This window comes from Serratia sp. BNK-4, from assembly GCF_048685115.1.
Taxonomy (GTDB): Bacteria; Pseudomonadota; Gammaproteobacteria; order Enterobacterales; family Enterobacteriaceae; genus Serratia; species Serratia bockelmannii.
The window spans coordinates 153,194-174,160 of sequence record NZ_JBLQTM010000001.1 but is presented as its reverse complement, the minus strand read 5'-3'; the positions used below and the strand labels follow the sequence as shown (position 1 = coordinate 174,160).

23 protein-coding genes are annotated in these 20,967 nt (G+C 61.8%); 12 read left to right on the top strand and 11 right to left on the bottom strand.

Annotated features, from left to right (window positions below; translation table 11 throughout):
• Positions 1-14 precede the first annotated feature (14 nt).
• The 5 genes from phnL to phnP are packed head-to-tail and all read left to right on the top strand — an operon-like array spanning position 15 to position 3,819.
• Positions 15-719, top strand: coding sequence for a phosphonate C-P lyase system protein PhnL (gene phnL, locus ACMGGW_RS00830; RefSeq protein ID WP_049204453.1), 705 nt, complete (start codon positions 15-17; stop codon positions 717-719).
• Positions 719-1,855 (top strand): alpha-D-ribose 1-methylphosphonate 5-triphosphate diphosphatase, encoded by a 1,137-nt coding sequence (gene phnM / locus ACMGGW_RS00825; RefSeq protein ID WP_197832106.1) that lies wholly within the window; start codon positions 719-721, stop codon positions 1,853-1,855. Before phnL ends, phnM begins: the two co-directional genes overlap by 1 nt.
• The gene (gene phnN / locus ACMGGW_RS00820; RefSeq protein ID WP_127146740.1) at positions 1,855-2,424 is read left to right on the top strand and encodes a ribose 1,5-bisphosphokinase; all 570 of its coding nucleotides are present in this window, start codon (positions 1,855-1,857) and stop codon (positions 2,422-2,424) included. The genes phnM and phnN overlap by 1 nt, the downstream gene beginning before the upstream one ends.
• Positions 2,421-3,023 (top strand): DapH/DapD/GlmU-related protein, encoded by a 603-nt coding sequence (locus tag ACMGGW_RS00815; protein ID WP_015376431.1) that lies wholly within the window; start codon positions 2,421-2,423, stop codon positions 3,021-3,023. Before phnN ends, ACMGGW_RS00815 begins: the two co-directional genes overlap by 4 nt.
• A 13-nt stretch (positions 3,024-3,036) precedes the next feature.
• Entirely contained in the window at positions 3,037-3,819 is a 783-nt protein-coding gene (gene phnP, locus ACMGGW_RS00810; RefSeq protein ID WP_089181578.1) for a phosphonate metabolism protein PhnP, read from the top strand.
• Here the strand turns inward: phnP and ACMGGW_RS00805 are convergent.
• Positions 3,770-4,408, bottom strand: coding sequence for an NAD(P)H-binding protein (locus ACMGGW_RS00805; protein ID WP_167324760.1), 639 nt, complete (start codon positions 4,406-4,408; stop codon positions 3,770-3,772). The two genes, phnP and ACMGGW_RS00805, sit on opposite strands and share 50 nt — an antisense overlap.
• A gap of 30 nt (positions 4,409-4,438) precedes the next feature.
• The gene (locus ACMGGW_RS00800) at positions 4,439-4,879 is read right to left on the bottom strand and encodes a YhbP family protein (protein WP_025305087.1); all 441 of its coding nucleotides are present in this window, start codon (positions 4,877-4,879) and stop codon (positions 4,439-4,441) included.
• A 433-nt stretch (positions 4,880-5,312) separates the two neighbouring features.
• Here ACMGGW_RS00800 and speFL point away from each other — a divergent pair, with 433 nt between their 5' ends.
• From speFL to ACMGGW_RS00780, 4 genes are all read left to right on the top strand, one after another.
• Entirely contained in the window at positions 5,313-5,417 is a 105-nt protein-coding gene (speFL, locus tag ACMGGW_RS00795) for a leader peptide SpeFL (RefSeq protein WP_004933443.1), read from the top strand.
• Between the two features lie 272 nt (positions 5,418-5,689).
• On the top strand, positions 5,690-7,852 hold the full coding sequence (gene speF, locus ACMGGW_RS00790; protein WP_197769227.1) for an ornithine decarboxylase SpeF: 2,163 nt from the start codon (positions 5,690-5,692) through the stop codon (positions 7,850-7,852).
• Between the two features lie 62 nt (positions 7,853-7,914).
• Positions 7,915-9,231 (top strand): putrescine-ornithine antiporter, encoded by a 1,317-nt coding sequence (gene potE / locus ACMGGW_RS00785; RefSeq protein WP_025305085.1) that lies wholly within the window; start codon positions 7,915-7,917, stop codon positions 9,229-9,231.
• Positions 9,232-9,317: 86 nt separating this feature from the next.
• The gene (locus ACMGGW_RS00780) at positions 9,318-9,623 is read left to right on the top strand and encodes a GIY-YIG nuclease family protein (RefSeq protein ID WP_145956991.1); all 306 of its coding nucleotides are present in this window, start codon (positions 9,318-9,320) and stop codon (positions 9,621-9,623) included.
• Here the strand turns inward: ACMGGW_RS00780 and ACMGGW_RS00775 are convergent.
• Together ACMGGW_RS00775 and ubiT are read right to left on the bottom strand one after the other, a co-directional pair.
• Positions 9,610-10,113: a GNAT family N-acetyltransferase gene (locus tag ACMGGW_RS00775; protein WP_043139248.1), complete on the bottom strand. Its 504-nt coding sequence runs from the start codon at positions 10,111-10,113 to the stop codon at positions 9,610-9,612. The genes ACMGGW_RS00780 and ACMGGW_RS00775 overlap by 14 nt on opposite strands.
• Positions 10,107-10,628, bottom strand: coding sequence for a ubiquinone anaerobic biosynthesis accessory factor UbiT (gene ubiT, locus ACMGGW_RS00770; RefSeq protein ID WP_039567957.1), 522 nt, complete (start codon positions 10,626-10,628; stop codon positions 10,107-10,109). The genes ACMGGW_RS00775 and ubiT overlap by 7 nt, the downstream gene beginning before the upstream one ends.
• A 258-nt stretch (positions 10,629-10,886) precedes the next feature.
• On the opposite strand from ubiT, the gene ubiU reads away from it, so the two are divergent.
• Together ubiU and ACMGGW_RS00760 are read left to right on the top strand one after the other, a co-directional pair.
• Positions 10,887-11,882, top strand: coding sequence for a ubiquinone anaerobic biosynthesis protein UbiU (ubiU, locus tag ACMGGW_RS00765; RefSeq protein ID WP_015376422.1), 996 nt, complete (start codon positions 10,887-10,889; stop codon positions 11,880-11,882).
• A gap of 11 nt (positions 11,883-11,893) precedes the next feature.
• Positions 11,894-12,772 (top strand): U32 family peptidase, encoded by an 879-nt coding sequence (locus ACMGGW_RS00760; protein WP_089181576.1) that lies wholly within the window; start codon positions 11,894-11,896, stop codon positions 12,770-12,772.
• Between the two features lie 35 nt (positions 12,773-12,807).
• Here ACMGGW_RS00760 and ACMGGW_RS00755 read toward each other — a convergent pair whose 3' ends face one another.
• The 3 genes from ACMGGW_RS00755 to ACMGGW_RS00745 are packed head-to-tail and all read right to left on the bottom strand — an operon-like array spanning position 12,808 to position 16,054.
• The gene (locus ACMGGW_RS00755; protein WP_049203336.1) at positions 12,808-13,950 is read right to left on the bottom strand and encodes an ABC transporter permease; all 1,143 of its coding nucleotides are present in this window, start codon (positions 13,948-13,950) and stop codon (positions 12,808-12,810) included.
• Complete coding sequence (locus ACMGGW_RS00750) at positions 13,947-15,101, bottom strand: ABC transporter permease (protein WP_044029869.1); 1,155 nt, start codon at positions 15,099-15,101, stop codon at positions 13,947-13,949. Before ACMGGW_RS00750 ends, ACMGGW_RS00755 begins: the two co-directional genes overlap by 4 nt.
• A complete protein-coding gene (locus ACMGGW_RS00745; RefSeq protein WP_025305060.1) occupies positions 15,083-16,054 on the bottom strand; it encodes an HlyD family secretion protein in 972 nt (323 codons plus the stop codon). The genes ACMGGW_RS00750 and ACMGGW_RS00745 overlap by 19 nt, the downstream gene beginning before the upstream one ends.
• 231 nt (positions 16,055-16,285) lie before the next feature.
• On the opposite strand from ACMGGW_RS00745, the gene ACMGGW_RS00740 reads away from it, so the two are divergent.
• A complete protein-coding gene (locus ACMGGW_RS00740) occupies positions 16,286-17,299 on the top strand; it encodes a luciferase-like monooxygenase (RefSeq protein ID WP_025305059.1) in 1,014 nt (337 codons plus the stop codon).
• A gap of 38 nt (positions 17,300-17,337) precedes the next feature.
• On the opposite strand, the gene yedF is transcribed toward ACMGGW_RS00740, so the two are convergent.
• The 4 genes from yedF to yrbN form a co-directional block, all read right to left on the bottom strand.
• The gene (gene yedF, locus ACMGGW_RS00735) at positions 17,338-17,577 is read right to left on the bottom strand and encodes a sulfurtransferase-like selenium metabolism protein YedF (protein ID WP_004933486.1); all 240 of its coding nucleotides are present in this window, start codon (positions 17,575-17,577) and stop codon (positions 17,338-17,340) included.
• A complete protein-coding gene (yedE, locus tag ACMGGW_RS00730; protein ID WP_197832105.1) occupies positions 17,574-18,788 on the bottom strand; it encodes a selenium metabolism membrane protein YedE/FdhT in 1,215 nt (404 codons plus the stop codon). Before yedE ends, yedF begins: the two co-directional genes overlap by 4 nt.
• Before the next feature lie 146 nt (positions 18,789-18,934).
• Positions 18,935-20,863, bottom strand: a complete 1,929-nt coding sequence (locus ACMGGW_RS00725) for a DEAD/DEAH family ATP-dependent RNA helicase (protein WP_049208592.1) — start codon at positions 20,861-20,863, stop codon at positions 18,935-18,937.
• Positions 20,853-20,927: a protein YrbN gene (gene yrbN, locus ACMGGW_RS00720; protein WP_223182019.1), complete on the bottom strand. Its 75-nt coding sequence runs from the start codon at positions 20,925-20,927 to the stop codon at positions 20,853-20,855. Before yrbN ends, ACMGGW_RS00725 begins: the two co-directional genes overlap by 11 nt.
• Positions 20,928-20,967 lie beyond the last annotated feature (40 nt).

Here is a 20,967-nt window from a genome sequence, read left to right as displayed (position 1 = left end):
CAAGGCGATAACAGATGACTATGCAAATCCGAGTTGAACATCTCAGTAAAACCTTTGTGCTGCATCAGCAGTACGGCACCCGCCTGCCGGTGCTGCACGACGCCAACCTGACGGTCCACGGCGGCGAATGCGTGGTGCTGCACGGCCACTCCGGCAGCGGCAAATCCACCCTGCTGCGCTCGCTGTACGCCAACTACCTGCCGGACAGTGGCCATATCTGGATCCACCACCAGGGCGACTGGCTGGACATGGTCAGCGCCGATGCGCGCCAGATTCTGGCGGTGCGCCGCCATACGCTGGGCTGGGTCAGCCAGTTCCTGCGAGTGATCCCGCGCATCAGCGCGCTGGAGGTGGTGATGCAGCCGCTGCTGGAACAGGGCGTCGAGCGCGCCGAATGCCGCGACCGCGCCGAAGCGCTGCTCGCCGCGCTCAACGTGCCGCAGCGCCTGTGGCCGCTGGCGCCGTCCACCTTCTCCGGCGGCGAGCAACAGCGGGTAAACATCGCGCGCGGCTTTATCGTCGACTACCCGATCCTGTTGCTGGATGAACCGACCGCCTCGCTCGACAGCCGCAACAGCGCGGCGGTGGTGCAGCTTATCGAACGCGCCAAGGCGCGCGGCGCGGCGATCGTCGGCATTTTTCACGATGAAGGCGTCCGCCAACAGGTCGCCGACCGGCTTTATGACATGCAGGCGCCGCAGGCGCTGGAGGCCCTCTGATGATCGTCAATAACGTTAAGCTGGTGCTGGATGACCAGGTGGTGCAAGGCTCGCTGGAGATGCAGGACGGCGTGATCCGCAGCTTCGCCGACGGCCCGAGCCGGCTGCCGCAGGCGCTGGACGGCGACGGCGGCTGGCTGCTGCCGGGGCTGATCGAGCTGCATACCGACAACCTGGACAAGTTCTTCACCCCGCGCCCGAACGTCGACTGGCCAGCCCATTCGGCGATGAGCAGCCACGATGCGCTGATGGTGGCCAACGGCATCACCACGGTGCTGGACGCGGTGGCGATCGGCGACGTGCGCGACGGCGGCCACCGGCTGGAAAACCTGCAGAAGATGATCGACGCGGTGATCCACAGCCAGCGCGCCGGGGTGAACCGCGCCGAGCACCGGCTGCACCTGCGCTGCGAGCTGCCGCACGAGAGCACCCTGCCGCTGTTCGAACAGCTGATGGACAAGCCGGGCGTGTCGCTGGTGTCGCTGATGGACCACTCGCCAGGCCAGCGCCAGTTCGCCTCGCGCGAAAAGTACCGCGAATATTATCAGGGCAAATACCACCTCAACGACCAGCAGATGAGCGAGTACGAGGAGCAGCAGGTCGCCCTGTCCGCCCGCTGGGCTGCGCCGAACCGCGAGGCGATCGCCGCCCACTGTCACGCGCGCCGCATCTCGCTGGCCAGCCATGACGACGCCACCGCCGCGCACGTGGCCGAATCCTGCGCGCTGGGCAGCGCCATCGCCGAGTTCCCCACCACCGAGGCGGCCGCCCGCGCCTCGCACCAGCAGGGCCTGCAGGTGCTGATGGGCGCGCCGAACATCGTGCGCGGCGGTTCCCACTCCGGCAACGTGGCGGCGCACCACCTGGCGGCGCTGGGGGTGCTGGATATTCTCTCTTCCGATTATTACCCGGCCAGCCTGCTGGATGCGGCGTTTCGCCTCGCGGCGGACGAACGCAACGCCTACGATCTGCCCCAGGCGGTGCGCATGATCACCCGCAACCCGGCGCGGGCGCTGGATCTGCAGGATCGCGGCACCCTCGCCGAAGGGCTGCGGGCGGATCTGGTGCTGGCGCGGCCGCACGGCGAGCACGTTTATGTGCAGAACGTGTGGCGCCAGGGCAGGCAGGTGTTCTGATGGCGCGGCTCATCTACCTGATGGGGCCTTCCGGCGCAGGCAAGGACAGCCTGCTGGCCGCACTGCGGGCCGACGCCGACCGCGCGCCGCTGGTGGCGCACCGTTACATCACCCGGCCGGCGGACGCCGGCTGCGAGAATCACATCGCGCTGAGCGAACCCGAATTTCTGCGCCGCCGTGCCAAGGGGCTGTTCGCGCTCGACTGGCAGGCCCACCAGCAGCGCTACGCGTTCGGGATCGAAGTGGATCTTTGGCTGCTGCAGGGGATCGACGTGGCGGTCAACGGTTCGCGCGCCCACCTGCCGCAGGCGCAGCAGCGCTATGGTACGCAGCTGCTGCCGGTATGCCTGCAGGTCAACGCCGCGGTCCTGCGCCGGCGCCTGCAGGATCGGGGGCGAGAAAGCGCCGAACAGATCGAGCAGCGGCTGGCGCGGGCGGCGGAATATCAGCAGAGTCTGCCCGCCGGCTGCCGGGTGCTGCACAACGACGGCCCACTCGACGACACCCTGGCGGCGCTGCTGGCGCTGCTGCCCACCCCTACCCGACAAGCTCAGGATGCGACGCCATGAACGACTTTGCCCAGCCGAAAATCGGCGACAACGTGACCCTTAACCGCACCCGGCTCGGCCAGTATGTGCACCTGGCCGACGATGCGATCCTGGAAGAGGTGGAGATGGGGGATTACTCCTACACCGCCGGGCACAACCAGATCTTTTACGCCACTATCGGCAAGTTCGTCTCCATCGCCTCCTATGCGCGCATCAATCCCGGCAACCACCCGACCTACCAGCGCATCGCGCAGCATCACTTCACCTACCGCGCTTCCGAATACGGGCTGGGGGAAGACGACGCGGCGTTCTTCGACTGGCGGCGCGAGCACCACGTCACCGTCGGCCACGACGTGTGGATCGGCCATAACGCCATTCTGATGCCGGGCGTCAGCGTCGGCAACGGCGCGGTGATCGGCAGCGCGGCGGTGGTCACCAAGGACGTGGAGCCCTACAGCATCGTCGCCGGCGTGGCGGCCAAAAAGATCGGCATGCGCTTCGACGATGCGCTGATAGAGCGTATCGAACGCAGCCAGTGGTGGCACTGGGATCACGCCACGCTGCAGGCGCGGCTGGCGGATTTTCGCGACATCAACCGCTTTGCCCAGAAGTACCTTTAACGGAGGGGGAGCGATGCAACTGACCTTTCTCGGCACCGGCGGCGCACAGCAGGTGCCGGTGTTCGGCTGTGACTGCCTGAGCTGCCAACGGGCGCGGCGCGAGCCGGCATTTCGGCGGCGAGCGTGCAGCGCCATGCTTAACTATCAGGGGGAAACGACCTTATTGGATGCGGGATTGCCGGCTTTGGAGCGGCGATTTTCGGCGGGGCAAATTCAACGTTTTTTACTGACACATTACCACATGGATCACGTTCAGGGGTTATTTCCTTTACGTTGGGGGTGCGGAAATTCCATTCCGGTGTATGGCCCACCGGATGAACAGGGCTGCGACGACCTGTTCAAACACCCGGGCATTCTGGCGTTTCAGCCGCCGCTGGCGCCCTTCGCCACCGTCGAACTGGGCGGCATGCGCATCACCCCGCTGCCGCTGCAACACTCCAAACTGACCCACGGCTACCTGATCCAGGCGGCGGGCGCTGCGCTGGCCTACCTGACCGACACCGTCGGCCTGCCGCCGGCCACCGCCGACTATCTGCAGAACGTGGCGCTGGATCTGCTGGTGCTCGATTGCAGCCTGCCGCCTCAGCCGCAGGCGCCGCGCAACCACAACGACCTGACCCGCGCGCAGGAGACGCAGCAGTTGCTGCAGCCCAAGCGCACGCTGCTGACGCACATCAGCCATCATCTCGATCTGTGGCTGCTGGACAATGAACTGCCCGCCGGGCTGGAGCTGGCGTTCGATCACCTCAGCGTGAGCCTCGGTAGCAGTGCAGCCGATCCGACTCCAGCACCCTGACCCCTTCGCCCGGCGTGAACGCCTGCTGCATCAGCGTTTGCGCCACGTCTTTGGCGGAGACGGCGCGCCATTTGCCAGGCAGCAGCCTGAACAACGGCAGCGTGAGGCGCTCCATCAGGCGCGGCGCAGGGCGATCCCCCACCAGCATGGAGGGCCGCACCAGCGTCAGGCGCGGCCAGTGCTGTTCGCGCAGCGCCTGCTCCATCTCGCCTTTGGTGCGGTTATACAGGAAGGTGGAATGCGCATTGGCGCCCAACGCGCTCACAACCAGACAGTGCTGCGCCCCCAACCGGCGGCCGGTCAGCGCACTCTCCACCACCAGTTGGTAATCGACGTAGCGGAAGGCATCGGCGCTGCCCGCCGCCTGGCGGGTGGTGCCCAGGCAGCAGAACACCAGATCGACCGGTTGCTGCAGGCTACTCAGCAGCTCGAACAGCGCATCGCCGACCGGGTTGGTCAGCTTGCCGTGCGGCGGCAGCGGCGCACGCGTCGGCGCCACGATAGCCGTTACCTGCGGATCGCTTTGCAACCGCTGCAACAACTCGCGCCCCACCAGCCCGGTTGCGCCGACTAACAGTGCTCGCGCCATGCAATCTCCCGTTGTAATCAATACGTCGACTTAAAGTATAGACCGCGCCCAATGCAGCTTCTTGCCGAAGCCGAGGGTGTTGTCGGTCATCTTCACCTCGTGCAGATCCAGCCGCCATACCGAGGCCTTCATCGCCCTGGCGATCGGGAAGCGCTTGCAGTAACGCGCGCGCGCCGCCTCGGCTTCTTCACCGCTCAGCAGCACCGCCTCGGCGCGGTATTGCACGCCGCGGATCAGCGCGATGCTTTTCGGTTTCGGCGCGATGGTGCCGACCACCCGGCCGTTGTTCAGCATCAGCCCGCCGTGGCGGGTGTGCGGTTCGGTCATCAGCCACAGCGCCATCGTCGCGGCGTCGAACACGTAAAAACAGTTGGCGCACCACATGTCGAGGCCGTCGCCGGCGCACAGCGTTAAGACGTGTTGCTTGCCGATGAAATCCGCAATCTGTTGCCGTTGTTCTGAGGTATTCAAGGTTACTCGCCTCCCGGTTCACTCACTTCATCTTACCCTGCGTTGTTGAGGCGAGTCACAAATAACGATAATCATCAAAAATCACACATGAATATAAACACAACAATAATGAATTTTTATTTATTTTTGCATAAAGCAGATTGATAACATAAAAAACACAAGGCGGATTTATTTGATCGTTATGTAGCCGGTTATTTGACCGCTTTTTTTATTCCTTTCCGAGCGCCATTGAAATTAAGCGCTTAAGGGCCGCGAGCATTAGCAATTCATTTACATGCCAACCTCTGGACCCGGATGATACTTATGCAATTCATTGCATAACAGGTGAATAGTTATTTATAAACACCGGCATTTATGTGACTTTCATCACGATTTTTAGCACACCTTGCGTTAAAATAGCGCCATCTTTTCACTCAGCAAGGTGGATTAGAAAATGGAAAACAATAACCGAAAAATGGCGCACATCAGGCGCACAACCCATATTATGATGATGGCTCATCGCAGCTGCTTTAGTTTCGCATTCTTCAACTACAGATAACCCTCCCCCTCGCTCTTACGCCGTTGATAAGAGTGTCATTGCGTTTTATTTATTCTCCGCACGCCGGTGATAATATCTCTTTCTCGCTAACCGGGAAGGACACGCAATTCATTTTTAATTTCGGCCAAGCGCATCCAAGCTAAATAAAACAGCGAACACAGTTAATGCCTTTCGGCATCACTGGGTTCTCGCACACCTTTATTTTCGTGAAGGCGTTAACGGCAAATGTAATTATTTGCCGGCGGAATGCCTTTGCCTGAAGAATGAGAAAAATGAAAAAATTAAAAATTGCCGCCAACACCCAAACCCTCGGCTGCTTTGAAACTGAACGCGACATCGTCGATGTGCACCACAGCGATTTCAATGACGTCGCCGCCATTGTGCTGTCGGTAGACGACGTCACGCAAGGCATGGTGGCGCGCATCGAAGAACACGGCCTGAACATTCCGCTGTTCGTCGCCGTCTGCTGCGAAGAAGAGCTGGATAACGCCGTCTTGCCGGCGCTGCACGGTGTGTTTGAACTGTGCGGCAAGAATACCCAGTTCTACGGCAAACAGCTGGAGGCCGCCGCCGCCAAATATGAGAGCGAGCTGCTGCCGCCGTTCTTCAACACGCTGACGCAGTATGTGGAAATGGGCAACGCCACCTTCGCCTGCCCCGGCCACCAGGGCGGCGAGTTCTTCCGCAAACACCCAGCGGGCCGCCAGTTCTTCGACTTCTACGGCGAAACGCTTTTCCGCTCCGACATGTGCAACGCCGACGTCAAACTGGGCGATCTGTTGATCCACGAAGGCGCGCCTTGCGCGGCGCAGCAGCACGCCGCCAAGGTGTTCAACGCCGACAAGACCTACTTCGTGCTCAACGGCACCTCGGCCTCGAACAAGGTGGCGACCAATGCCCTGCTGACGCGCGGCGATCTGGTGCTGTTCGACCGCAACAACCATAAATCCAACCACCACGGCGCGTTGATCCAGGCCGGCGCCACGCCGGTTTATCTGGAAACCGCGCGCAACCCGTTCGGCTTTATCGGCGGCATCGACGCGCACTGCTTCGACGAACGCTACCTGCGCCAGCAGATCCGCGAAGTGGCGCCGGAACGCGCCAACGAAGTCCGCCCGTTCCGCCTGGCGATCATCCAGCTCGGCACCTACGACGGCACCATCTACAACGCCCGTCAGGTGGTCGACAAGATTGGCCACCTGTGCGATTACATCCTGTTCGACTCCGCTTGGGTGGGTTATGAGCAGTTCATTCCGATGATGAAAGACTGCTCGCCGCTGCTGCTGGAGCTGAACGAGAACGATCCCGGCATCATCGTCACCCAGTCGGTGCACAAACAGCAGGCCGGCTTCTCGCAAACCTCGCAGATCCACAAAAAAGACAAGCATATCAAGGGGCAGAGCCGCTACTGCAACCACAAGCGCTTTAACAACGCCTTTATGCTGCACGCCTCCACCAGCCCGTTCTATCCGCTGTTCGCCGCGCTGGACGTCAACGCCAAGATGCACGAGGGCAAGAGCGGCCAGCGCCTGTGGCAAGAATGTGTGCGCGTGGGCATCGAAGCGCGCAAAATGCTGCTAGATACCTGCACGATGATCAAACCGTTCGTGCCGGATCAGATCGACGGCAAGCCGTGGCAGGCCTATGACACCGCGGCGATGGCCAACGATCTGCGCTTCTTCAACTTCGTGCCCGGCGAGAAGTGGCACGCCTTTGAGGGCTATGCCGAGTCGCAGTACTTCGTCGATCCGTGCAAACTGCTGCTCACCACGCCGGGTATCGATACCGCGACCGGCAGCTACAGCGAGTTCGGCATCCCGGCGACCATTCTGGCCAACTACCTGCGCGAAAACGGCATCGTGCCGGAAAAATGCGATCTCAACTCGATCCTGTTCCTGCTGACGCCGGCGGAAGACATCGCCAAGATGCAGCACCTGGTGGCCCTGATCGCCCGCTTCGAGAAGCACATCGAGCAAAACTCCCTGCTCAGCGAGGTGCTGCCTGCGGTCTATAAAAACCACCAGCAGCGCTACAAAAACTACACCATCCGCCAGCTGTGCCAGGAAATGCACGATCTTTACGTCAGCTATGACGTTAAAGAACTGCAAAAAGAGATGTTCCGCAAAAGTTATTTCCCGCGCGTGGTAATGAATCCGCAGGACGCCAATACCGAGTTCGTGCGCGGCAATGTGGAATTGGTGTCGCTGGCCAAGGCCGAGGGCCGCATCGCCGCCGAAGGCGCCCTGCCTTACCCACCAGGCGTGCTGTGCGTCGTGCCCGGTGAAATTTGGGGCGGCGCCGCGCAGCGTTATTTCCTGGCACTGGAAGAAGGCATCAATTTATTGCCGGGGTTCGCGCCGGAATTGCAGGGCGTTTATATCCAACAGGATGAGGACGGCTGGAACCGTGCTTACGGCTACGTCATGAAAAATTAATCACCTTACGGGGCGGCGATAATTCCCGCCGCCCGGATCGCATCCTAAAAGAGAAAATGATCATGAGTAAGTCCAATAATAAAATGGGGGTCGTGCAATTAACGATCCTGACCGCCGTGAATATGATGGGTTCCGGCATAATTATGCTGCCGACCAAGCTGGCCGAAGTGGGCACGATTTCGATCGTTTCCTGGCTGGTGACCGCTGTCGGCTCGATGGCGCTGGCCTACGCCTTCGCCAAATGCGGCATGTTCAGCCGTAAATCCGGCGGCATGGGCGGCTACGCCGAATACGCCTTCGGTAAATCCGGCAACTTCATGGCGAACTACACCTACGGCGTTTCGCTGCTGATCGCCAACATCGCCATCGCCATTTCCGCCGTCGGCTACGGCACCGAGCTGTTCGACACCACGCTCAGCCCGCTCGGGATCTGTATCGCCACCATCGGCGTGCTGTGGCTGGCGACCGTCGCCAACTTCGGTGGCGCGCGCATCACCGGCAAAATCAGCGGCATCACCGTCTGGGGCGTGATCATTCCGGTGGTGGGCATCTCGGTCATCGGCTGGTACTGGTTCAGCGGCAGCGCCTACGTCGCCGCCTGGAACCCGCATCAGGTGCCGACCTTCGAAGCCATCGGCGCCTCGATCTCAATGACCCTGTGGGCGTTCCTGGGGCTGGAATCCGCCTGCGCCAACACCGACGTGGTGGAAAACCCGGAGCGCAACGTGCCGATCGCCGTACTGGGCGGCACCCTCAGCGCGGCGGTGATCTATATCATTTCGACCAACGTGATCGCCGGCATCGTGCCGAACATGGATCTGGCCAACTCCACCGCCCCGTTCGGGCTGGCGTTCTCCCACATGTTCAACCCGACGGTCGGCAAGATCATCATGGCGTTGATGGTCATGTCCTGCGTCGGCTCGCTGCTCGGCTGGCAGTTCACCATCGCTCAGGTGTTCAAATCCTCCGCCGACAGCGGTTTCTTCCCGAAAATTTTCTCCAAGCTGAGCAAGGCCGACGCGCCGGTTAAAGGCATGCTGACCATCGTCGTCATCCAGAGCGGTTTGTCGCTGATGACCATCAGCCCGTCGCTGAACAAGCAGTTCAACGTGCTGGTGAACCTGGCGGTGGTGACCAACATCATCCCTTACATCCTGTCGATGGCGGCGCTGGTCATTATTCAGAAAGTGGCGAAGGTGCCGGACAACAAGGCGCGCATCGCCAACATCATCGCCGGCATCGGCGCGCTGTACAGCTTCTATGCGCTCTACAGCTCCGGTGAGGAAGCGATGATGTGGGGCGCCATCGCCACCTTCCTCGGCTGGACGCTGTACGGCATCGTCTCGCCGCGCTTCGAGCTGGCGGGAAAAAAGGGGTAAAGCGGTAGGGCACCGGCGGCCGGGGATGGGATTGTGACGGCGAACATGCCATCATACGCCGACCCTGGCCACCGAAACGGCGTACGATGACCGACACTTCCCCCACTCCCTGGCACCTCTACATGCTGCGTTTACCGAGCGGCATGCTGTATACCGGCATCACCACCGACGTGGCGCGCCGCCTGGCGCAGCATCAGGCCGGCAAAGGCGCCAAGGCGCTGCGCGGTAAAGGGGAACTGACGCTGGCGTTTCACTGCCAGGTGGGAGATCGCTCAACGGCGCTGAAGCTGGAATACCGCGTCAAACAGCTGAGCAAAATACAAAAAGAGCGGCTGGTGAATCACCCGCCGCTGTCGTTGGCGTATCTATTGCCGGTCGTTAAAAGCGATTAAACGGCGCCGAAAAAGCCACTTCGCCGCTGACGCCATTCAGGGCGTCTTCCGCCAGCGGATACACCTGGAACGCGCTTTCCGTGTCCGGCCAGCGGCAGTTCAGGCCATAGGTGGCGGCCGGTTTAAAGCCGAAGCGGCCGTAGTAGGCCGGATCGCCCAGCACCACCACCGCGGCGTAGCTGAATTCGTTCAGCGAATCCAGGCCTTCGTACACCAGCTTTTCAGCCAGCCCCTGGCGGCGCAGGCTTTCGTCTACCGCCAGCGGCGCCAGCGCCACCCATTGGCGGTCTTCGCCGGCCACGTCTACCGGGCTGAACGCGGCGTAACCCACTACCCCGCCTTCGTCGTCAGTGGCGACCACGCCCAGCGTCAGCAGGCCGTCTTCGCGCAGCTGCTGCACCAGATCGGCTTCGTCGTCGCGGCCAAAGGCGCGGCGCAGCAAGGTGTCGATGCCCGCCGCGTCTACCGGGATCTCTACGCGGATCAGCATGATACCGCCACACGGGAAGCCGACGCCGTGCCCTCCTGCAACCCTGCTTCGACAAAATCAGCCAACTGCAACAGCCCCATGCGCAGCGGCGCAGGCATGCTTTCCAGCTCGATGGCGTCCATCAAATTTTTCACATACAGGCCCAATTCGGTATCCCCTTCAATCTGCAGCCGACGCTGAAAGAACAGCGTATCCGGATCTTGCTTGCGCGCCGCGATCAGGATCAGATCGTTGGCGTCGCCGCTGAAGCTGACGTCCGCTTCGGCGTGCTGGCTGACCACCAGTTTGTCGTTTTCTACCGTCATAAACCATTGTAGCGCCAGATCGCGAACTTCGATCTTCAGCCAACGCGATTCGAGAAACTCCAGATCCCCATCCGCCAATGCCTGGCGGAACTGCCAGCTCAGCACCTGTTGCAGCAGCTGACGCTGCAGAGCGAACGGCGTGAATTTCAGCGGGATGCGCAGCAGCGACGGCCCCTGGCGCACAAGGCGTGCTCGTAGTTGTTCCAACACGGTCATCCACTCCTTTCAATACGGACTACCGCTATTTTGCCACACTGACGCGCGGCTTCAGCGGTCTATATCAACAAATAGTGCATTTCACCGCCATGTTTATCAATACGCCATAAGCTGCCTCAAATCAAAACCTGTGTGTGCCCCATTGCCTAAAATGACCTCCCCGATTCGCATTTGCCGGCGGAACACCTCCGCCGGCAACCTTTAAAGACAGCGTGCGCCCGGCCGGGCGCACGGCTAAGCCAGGATAAATCTATGGAGCTGCTTTGTCCCGCCGGCAACCTGCCGGCCCTGAAGGCCGCGGTGGATAACGGCGCCGATGCCGTTTACATCGGTCTGAAAGACGATACCAACGCGCGCCACTTCGCCGGCCTTAACTTCACCGAGAAAAAGCTGCAGGAAGCGGTCGATTATGTGCATCGCCACGGCCGCAAACTGCATATCGCCATCAACACCTTCGCCCATCCCGACGGCTATGCCCGCTGGCAGCGCGCGGTGGATATGGCGGCCCAACTGGGCGCCGACGCCCTGATTCTGGCGGATCTGGCGATGCTGGAATACGCCGCCCAACGCTATCCGCAGTTGGAACGCCACGTTTCGGTGCAGGCTTCCGCCACCAACGAGGAAGCGATCCGTTTTTACCAGCGCAACTTCGAGGTCGGCCGGGTGGTGCTGCCGCGCGTGCTGTCGATGCATCAGGTGAAACAGCTGGCACGCACCAGCCCGGTGCCGCTGGAAGTGTTCGCCTTCGGCAGCCTGTGCATCATGGCCGAGGGGCGCTGCTATCTCTCTTCCTACCTGACCGGCGAGTCGCCGAACACCGTCGGCGCCTGTTCGCCGGCGCGTTTCGTGCGCTGGCAGCAAACCCCGCAGGGCATGGAGTCGCGCCTGAACGACGTGCTGATCGACCGCTACCAGGACCATGAAAACGCCGGTTACCCGACGCTGTGCAAGGGCCGCTATCTGGTGGACGACGTGCGCTACCACGCGCTGGAAGAGCCCACCAGCCTCAATACGCTGGAGCTGCTGCCGGAGCTGCTGGCCGCCAACATTGCCTCGGTGAAGATCGAAGGCCGCCAGCGCAGCCCGGCTTACGTCAGCCAGGTGGCGCGCGTCTGGCGCCAGGCGATCGACCGTTGCCAGGCCGATCCGGCCGCCTACCGCGCCGACGCCGCCTGGATGGAGACGCTGGGCGCGATGTCCGAGGGCACCCAGACCACGCTGGGCGCCTATCACCGCAAATGGCAGTAGCCGGAGGAAACATGAAATACGCACTGGGGCCGGTACTCTACTACTGGCCGAAAAACGACATCGCGGCGTTCTATCAGCAGGCGGCGGAGAGTAACGCCGACATCATTTATCTCGGCGAGAGCGTCTGCACCAAGCGGCGCGAGATGAAGGTCGGCGATTGGCTGGCGCTGGCGCGCGACATCGCCCGCAGCGGCAAGCAGGTGGTGATCTCCACGCTGGCGCTGCTGCAGGCGCCGTCCGAACTGAATGAGCTGAAACGCTATGTGGAGAACGGCGAGTTCCTGTTTGAAGCTAACGATCTGGGCGCAGTGAACATGGCGGCGGAACGCGGTCTGCCGTTCGTCGCCGGCCATGCGCTGAACTGCTACAACGCCTATACTCTGCGCCTGCTGCGCCGCCAGGGCATGATGCGCTGGTGCATGCCGGTCGAGCTGTCACGCGATTGGCTGGCCAATCTGCTGACGCAGTGCGACGAGCTGGGCTTCCGCCACGACTTCGAGGTGGAGGTGCTGAGCTACGGCCATCTGCCGCTGGCCTATTCGGCGCGCTGCTTCACCGCCCGCTCGGAAAACCGCGGCAAGGACGAGTGCGAAACCTGCTGCATCAAGTATCCGCAGGGTCGCATGATGCGCTCCCAGGAACAGCAGCAGGTGTTCGTACTCAACGGCATCCAGACCATGAGCGGTTACTGCTACAACCTCGGCAACGAGCTGCCAAGCATGCAGGGGCTGGTGGACATCGTGCGGCTGTCGCCGCAGGGCGCCGAGACGCTGGCGCAAGTCGACGCATTCCGCGCCAACGAGCATGGCGAGCAGCCGCTGGCCTTGACCAACCACGCCGACTGCAACGGCTACTGGCGCCGCGTGGCGGGGTTGGAGTTGGTGGGGTGATCCTCGCTCCCCTCCTCACCGAGGGGAGTTTTCAATCAACTCGCCCGCCGCTTCCTGAACATCCCGCGCAGCGCCACGCTGTTGCGCAAGAAACCGACGCCGAAGCCCAGCAGGGTGTAGACCACGCCGAGCACCAGCATCATCATCACGTCGCCCCACACTTCATTCAGCGACAGCCCCATCTGGTTGACGCCGGCGATCGCCTTGGTGCCCCAGGTGGAGGGAATGCTGTACGAGATGGCGCGCACCCAGGCCGGCATCGACTGCAGCGGCCAGATAGTGCCGGATAGGTAGAAGACCGGCGTCGTGATGAACGCCAGCGTCAGGTAGATCATCTCGACGCTGCGCAGGCACTCGGTCACCAGCTTGCCCAGCCCCAGTACCGCCAGCAGGAACGGGAAGGTCAGCAGCAGCAGTTCGGCGATGTTCGCCGTCTGCCGATAGCCCAATACCCACGGCCACAGCACGAACAGCACGATCGACAGGAACAGCCAGATCGGCAGCAGCGCCGTCAGCCCGCCGAGGTGCGCCGCCAGCGGCGCTTTGCCGCCGGGCATGCTCTTCATGGCGATATTGACGCGGATACAGGCGATCAGCAGCGAGTGCTGCAACAGCATCACCAACAGGCCGGGGAAGATGATCGCCGCGAAGCTGATGCCGGGGTTGAACACGTCCAGCGTTTGCCCCAGTATCGGCGTCAGCAGTATCTGCGCCTGCCGTTCGCTGAAACCGCTGCGCAGCAGCAGCCCGTTGTTGTACTCCGTCAGCAGCTGCTGGTAGGCCGCCACCACGTCCTGTTGGATCTGGCCGTTGGCCAGGCGGTTGGTGGCGTCGCCGTAGACCGGCACCACGATGTTCTGCCCGCTGAGGATCTTCTTCTCCAGATCCACCGGCATGATGATCACCGCAAACAGCTTGCGCCAGCTGAGATCGCGCTGTGCCTGTTCCAGGCTGTCGTAGGTTTCAATCGCTATCTTGGAGGTGGCGTCCAGTTGGCGGATCAGCTGGCGGCTGGCGGTGCTGTGGTCCTGATCGACCACCCCCACCGGCAGATCCCACACCGTGCGGTTGGCGTACACCAGGCTCATGATGCACAGCGACAGGATCAGCATCAGCCACACCGGCCGCTCCAGCATGCCGAGCAGCACCTTAACGAAGGTTTGCCAATAGAGCTTCATCCGGCGTTCCCCTCTTTTGCCAGCCGCGCCGGCAGGCGATTGCGCACCAGCAGCGCGGCCACCAGCGGATAGACCGCCAGCAGCGCGCACACGCTGAAGATGGCGCTGGCGTGCACCTGCCGCAGGAACACGTCGAACATCGCGTACAGCGCGTGGGTCAGCGGTTCGATGTTGGAAATGATGCGCGCCGGCAGCGGCATCGACAGCTCAGGCACCGCCATGCCGGAGAAGGTCATCGCGATACTGACCAAAATACCAATCAGGCTGTAGGCGGTGATGGTGCTGCCGGTAAAGGTGTACAGCAGCAGGCCGATGCTCTGCGCCGCCATCACGTAGAACAGGCCGATCATCAGCATAAACAGCGGATTGCCGCTGACGCGGGCGTCAAAGATACCCACCAGCGCCGCGATCTCCACCATCAGCAGGGTGGTGAAACACAGCGTGTACGGTGCCAGCTTGCCGAGCAGCGCCAGGCTGAACGGCTTGGCCTGCAGCAGCGACTTGCTGCGCGCCAGCACGTAGATCATGCAGGTCACCGCGAACAGCTGCAGCAGGTGGATGGTGGCGGCGAACTGCTGGTAATAGATATAGCTGCCGCTGGCGTTGAACAGGCTGCCGTAGGAGAGCGTCACGTCCGCCAACGGCGGCAGCGTTTTACCCATCTCGGTGGCGATGATGCTGCGGGTGCTGGCGTTGATTTCGTTCATCAGGCCGCCAAAGTCCTGGGTGGAGTACAGCCCGGCGCCGTAGAACAACGCATTGTAGTACATCACTACGCTAGGCTGTTTGCCCGACAGCGCGTTGGCCTCAAAGTCCGGCGGGATATACAGCAACGCGTAATCCTGCGCGCTGCGCAGGCGGCTCAGCGACTCCGGCAGCCCGCCGCCATATGCCTCGACGTGGGCATGCGAACCGGCGTCCAGCCGCCGCGTCAGCGATTTGGACAGCGGGCTGTGATCGCTGTCCACCACCGAGACCGGCAGATCGAGCAGCGTGCCTTCGGAGAAGTTGCTGCTGATCAGCGCAAACAGGATCAGTGGAAAGATCCAGCTCAGCCAGTGCACCACCGGGCTGCGAAAGGCGACGCGACACTCTTTGTCGAACGCGTGACTGAAGCAGCGCCAGCCGGCCCTTACTCTTTCCATTGCCATAAGGTGCTCATCCCCGGACGCAGGCCGTCCACCGGCTGTGACGGATACAGGCGCACTTCGAAGGTTTTCAGGTCGAAGTCGCCGGTGGCGCGGGTGGCGCGTTTGGTGGCGTAATCCCCCAGCGGCGCGATGTAGCGCACCTCGGTGTCGATCATTTTGTCCTTCAGCGCCGGCACCCGCAGCGTGACCTTGTCGCCTTTGCGCACGTGGGCCAGGATGTCTTCACGCAGGTTAAACACGAAGTAGGCGTCCGGCACCCGGATCAACGTCACCAGCGGGCTGCCGGCGTTCAGCAATTCGCCCACTTCGGCCGGGATCGGCCCCACTTCGCCGTCCACCGGCGCTTTCACCTGCAGATCGTCGCTCTGCGCCTGGATCTGCAGCAGATTCTCTTCCGCCGCCCGCAGCGCCGCCGCATATTGCTGCCGCTGCTCGACGCGGTCGCCGTTAATGCCTTCATCCAGATTGGCCTTGGCGGCCTGTACCTGCTGGAAGGCGGTGTCGCGCGACCGGCGCGAAGCGTCCAGCTCGGACTTCGAGATATAGCCCTTGCCGGCCACGCTCAGGTTGCGGTTGTAGTCATTTTGCGCATTGCGGTACTGCGCCTCGGCCTGCGCCAGGTTGGCGCGCAGGTTGCGGATGCTCTCTTCACGGGTGCCGTGCAGCGACAGCTCGAGCTGCGCCTTGGCCTCGTCGCGCGTCGCCTGCGCGGAACGCAGCTGCGCCATCAGTTCGGGGCTATCGAGCTGAATGATCAGCTGACCGCTTTTCACGTCGTCGCCGCGTTCGATCAGGCGTTCAACGACCCGGCCTTTCGCCTTGGATGCGACGATCACTTCGGGGGCATCCACTTCACCCTGCAGCAACAGATCCTGATTGTGCGCGCGGAACAGGATCGCCAATGCGATCGCCGCCAACATCAGCAACAGGGTAAACAGCGTCTTTTTTTTCATTATGTCAGCTCCCGGAACGGTAAGCGGCGGGCGGGGATCATCATTTCCATGTCTCAAATTGCTCCAAAAAACACCATTGCTCTCATGAGGATATCACAAGCACATATCTCCTCTTTTATAACTATAAATTGGATTATGCTTTTAACACTAAAAAGCATCTTTTTTCGGCTTTTTGGTATGCAGACTCCTGCAATCGCCCTTTAAGCGATCCACTCTCTGATGGACGATGTCATGACTGAACACACTGCGGTACCGCTGTCGGTACTGGATTTATCGCCAATCCCGCAAGGGGCCAAAGCGCGCGACGCTTTCCACTGTTCGCTGGACTTAGCGCAGCACGCCGAACGCTGGGGCTACCAGCGCTACTGGCTGGCCGAGCACCACAACATGACCGGCATCGGTAGCGCCGCCACCTCAGTGCTGCTGGGCTATCTGGCCGCCGGCACCCAAAGCATTCGCCTCGGCTCCGGCGGTGTGATGCTGCCGAACCATGCGCCGCTGGTGATCGCCGAGCAGTTCGGCACGCTGGAGTCGCTCTACCCAGGGCGCATCGATTTGGGGTTGGGCCGCGCGCCCGGCACCGATCAGCGCACCATGATGGCGCTGCGCCGCCACCTGTCCGGCGATGTGGATACCTTCCCGCGCGACGTGCAGGAACTGCAAAACTATTTCTGCGATGCGCAGCCCGGCCAGCCGGTGCAGGCGGTGCCGGGCCAGGGGCTGCACGTGCCGCTCTGGCTGCTCGGTTCCAGCCTCTACAGCGCGCAGCTGGCGGCGCAGCTCGGCCTGCCGTTCGCCTTCGCCTCGCACTTCGCCCCGGATATGCTGTTCCAGGCGCTGCAGCTGTACCGCGAGAACTTCAAACCGTCCAAACAGCTGGCGCAGCCGCACGCCATGGTATGCGTCAACGTGATCGCCGCCGAGAGCGACAGCGATGCACGCTTCCTGTTCAGCTCGATGCAGCAGCAGTTCATCAATCTGCGCCGCGGTTCGCCCGGTCCGCTGCCGCCGCCGGTGGATAACATCCACGCGCTGTGGACCGCCGGTGAACAATACGGCGTCGAACAGGCGCTGCGGATGTCGATCGTCGGCGATGAAAAAACGGTGCGCCACGGGCTGCAAACGCTGCTGCGTGAAACCGATGCCGACGAGATCATGGTCAACGGCCAGATTTTCGATCACCAGGCACGGCTGCGTTCGTTCGAGATTGTTGCCGGCGTGAAGGGCGACATCGTGAAGGGATAAAAAGCGAAAAGGCGGTGGGGAACCCCACCGCCTCGGCGTTAACGCTGGATCAGGTAGCGGATGGTCGGCCCGTCCTGCTGGATATCCAGCACCTTATAGCCATGGTTGCGCGCATCGAGCGGGATGTTGTTGATCGACTGCGGGCAATCGCTGATCACTTCCAGGATCTCCCCCGGTTTCAGCTGCGGCATCGCCTCCAGCGTCGCCACTGCCGGGTACGGGCAAGGCTCACCCAGCATGTCCAGCCGGTAGTCCGGCACTATCGTCGTCTCTTTCATGACATGCTCCTCAAATTCACCACCTGCGCCTCAGGCCGGGCGCGGAAAAAGCGTTTCTCCCACAACAGCATGGCGGCGAAGGCCAGCGCCAGCAGCAGGTAAGTCACCAGCAGGCCGCCGATCGGGCCGAAGGTATCGAGCAGGTTGATCTTGTCGTAGTCGGTCGCCAGCGCCGGCGCCAGATCGTCCCAGTAATAGGCCAGCAGCGTAGCGCCGATGATGTTGCCCAGCCCCACCCACCAGTAGTGCACCTGCCCTTCCACCGCGCGGTACATCCAGCCGGTTTCGCAACCGCCAGCCAGCACGATGCCGAAGCCGAACAGCAAGCCGCCCAGCACCGCATTCGGGCCGGCCCACATGATCTTCGGCGCCACGCCGAGCTGCACGTAGCTGAAGATGCCGATGGCGCTCACCGCCATGCCGATGATGATGGCTTTCGCCATGTGAGTGCGGCCGGTGATCCACAGATCGCGGAACGCCGAGGTGAAGCAGATCTGCGCGCGTTCGATCAGCAAACCGAAGCCGATACCGAACAGCATGGCGATACCGAGCTTCGGCGCATCGAACAGCGTCCACAGCGACCAGGCCACCGCTAGGCCGAAGACCGCCATGCCCAGCCGGAAGCGGCGGCGCGCCTGCTCAGGCTTCTGCGTCAGCGGCGCGGCGGACTTCACCTTTTGCAATTTGACCGGGATGCGGAACATCGGCAACAGCGTGAATTTGGCGCCGAAGTAGGAGCCGGCGGCGGTCGCCAGCGCGAAGAACCAGGCATGCAGCGAGAACTGCGGGATGCCGGTGAAAAACGCTGCCAGGTTACAGCCCATCGCCAGGCGCGCGCCGAAACCGGCGATGATGCCGCCCAGCAGCGCCTGTACGATGCGAATGCGGTGCTGCGGCTGGCGCAGCTTGATGTTGTTGGCCCACAGCGCGGCGGCGATGCAGCCGGCGAACATGCCGATGATCATGCGCCCGTCGATGCGTTCCAGCGGCGTGCCCTGCAGGCCGATAACCTTGAAATAGCCCCACTGCTCGGGGTGCAGGCCGAACCACTGCAGCACATGGCCGCCCCAGCGGGTGAATTCCCCGGTCACCGCCCAGAAGGTGCCGGTCATGCCGAAGTAGTAGGTAGAAAGGATCCCGGCAGCGATCACCGCCGGCAGCGGCGCCCAAAAGCGCACCAGGTATTGAGATTTGAACTGCTGCCAACTCATGGCATCTCCCGTGCATATCATCCATAAGAAAAAACCTTATGAATGATACGCCATTCAGGGGCGTTTGACGGCAATTTTCAGGCATAAAAAAACCAGCCCGCAGGCTGGTTTTTCAGAGTGCTTCACCGCGAACGGTGAATCAGCGATTACGCGTCGCCGAAACGACGACGTGGTGCTGCCGGTGCGCTGTCATCACGGCGTGGCGCCGGCTTGCCGTCACGGTTGTAGTTACCGCCACGACGCTCGCCGCCGTTACCGCCTTCGCGACGTTCACCGAAGGAACGACGTGGGCCGCCTTCGCGACGTTCGCCGTTGAACGGACGGCCGTTACCGTTGCCACGACGCTCGCCACCGTTGCCACCGTCACGACGCTCGCGACGTTCGAACGGCTGTGCATCACCCAACAGCTGCATGTTCATCGGCTTGTTCAGGATGCGAGTGCGAGTGAAGTGATTCAGGATCTCGCCCGGCATGCCTTTTGGCAGCTCGATGGTGGAGTGGGAAGCAAACAGCTTGATGTTACCGATGTAACGGCTGCTGATGTCGCCTTCGTTAGCGATAGCACCAACGATATGACGGACTTCAACGCCATCGTCACGGCCCACTTCGATGCGGTACAGCTGCATTTCGCCAACGTCACGACGTTCACGACGCGGACGGTCGCCGTCACGGCTATCGCGACGGTCGCCACGATCACCGCGGCGATCGTCACGGTCGTTGAACTCACGGCGCTGGCGCGGTTTGAAGACCGGATCCGGCGGCAGGATCAGCGGACGTTCGCCCTGAGCCATTTTCAGCAGCGCTGCGGCCAGGGTTTCCATATCCAGCTCTTCTTCCGGCTGCAGTTTGGTCAGCAGTGCGCGGTACAGATCCAGATCGCTGCTTTCCAGCTGCTGCTGAACTTTCGCGGCGAACTTGGCCAGACGACGCTCGCCCAGCAGTTCTGCGTTTGGCAGCTCCACTTCAGGGATGGTCAGCTTCATGGTGCGTTCGATGTTGCGCAGCAGGCGGCGTTCGCGGTTTTCCACGAACAGCAGCGCACGGCCGGCGCGACCCGCACGGCCGGTACGGCCGATACGGTGAACGTAAGACTCGGAGTCCATCGGGATGTCATAGTTGACAACCAGGCTGATGCGCTCAACGTCCAGGCCACGGGCCGCAACGTCGGTCGCGATCAGGATATCCAGACGACCGTCTTTCAGGCGCTCCAGGGTCTGCTCACGCAGCGCCTGATTCATGTCGCCGTTCAGCGCGGCGCTGCTATAACCGCTGCGCTCCAGCGCTTCGGCCACTTCCAGGGTCGCGTTCTTGGTACGGACGAAGATGATCGCCGCGTCAAAGTCTTCGGCTTCCAGGAAACGCACCAGCGCTTCGTTTTTACGCATGCCGTAGACCGACCAGTAGCTCTGGCTGATGTCCGGACGGGTAGTCACGCTGGACTGGATGCGCACTTCCTGCGGCTCTTTCATGAAGCGGCGGGTAATGCGACGGATCGCTTCCGGCATGGTGGCGGAGAACAGCGCGGTCTGATGTTCTGCCGGGATCTCAGCCATGATGGTTTCTACGTCTTCGATAAAGCCCATGCGCAGCATTTCGTCGGCTTCATCCAGCACCAGACCGCTCAGGTTAGAGAGGTTCAGGGTGCCGCGCTTCAGGTGGTCCAGCAGACGACCTGGGGTACCCACAACGATTTGCGGGCCCTGGCGCAGAGCGCGCAGCTGTACGTCGTAACGCTGGCCGCCGTACAGGGCTACCACGTTGACGCCGTTCATGTGTTTGGAGAAATCGGTCATCGCTTCGGCAACCTGAACCGCCAGTTCGCGGGTCGGTGCCAGCACCAGGATCTGAGGTGCTTTCAGGTCTGCCTGCAGGTTGTGCAGCAGCGGCAGCGAGAACGCTGCGGTTTTACCACTACCGGTCTGTGCCATGCCCAGCACGTCGCGGCCGTTCAACAGGTGAGGAATACACTCAGCCTGGATCGGAGATGGTTTTTCATAGCCCAGATCGTTCAGGGCGGAAATGATTGGAGCAGACAGCCCCAGATCAGCAAAAGAGGTTTCAAACTCAGTCGTCATGTACACGTGCCTCATTAATAATGGCAGCCAGTCTACATAACTCGTCGAGAAAATTTTCAGTCATTTTCATTGAAAAGTGTGAACCGGCTCAAATTAGATTATAA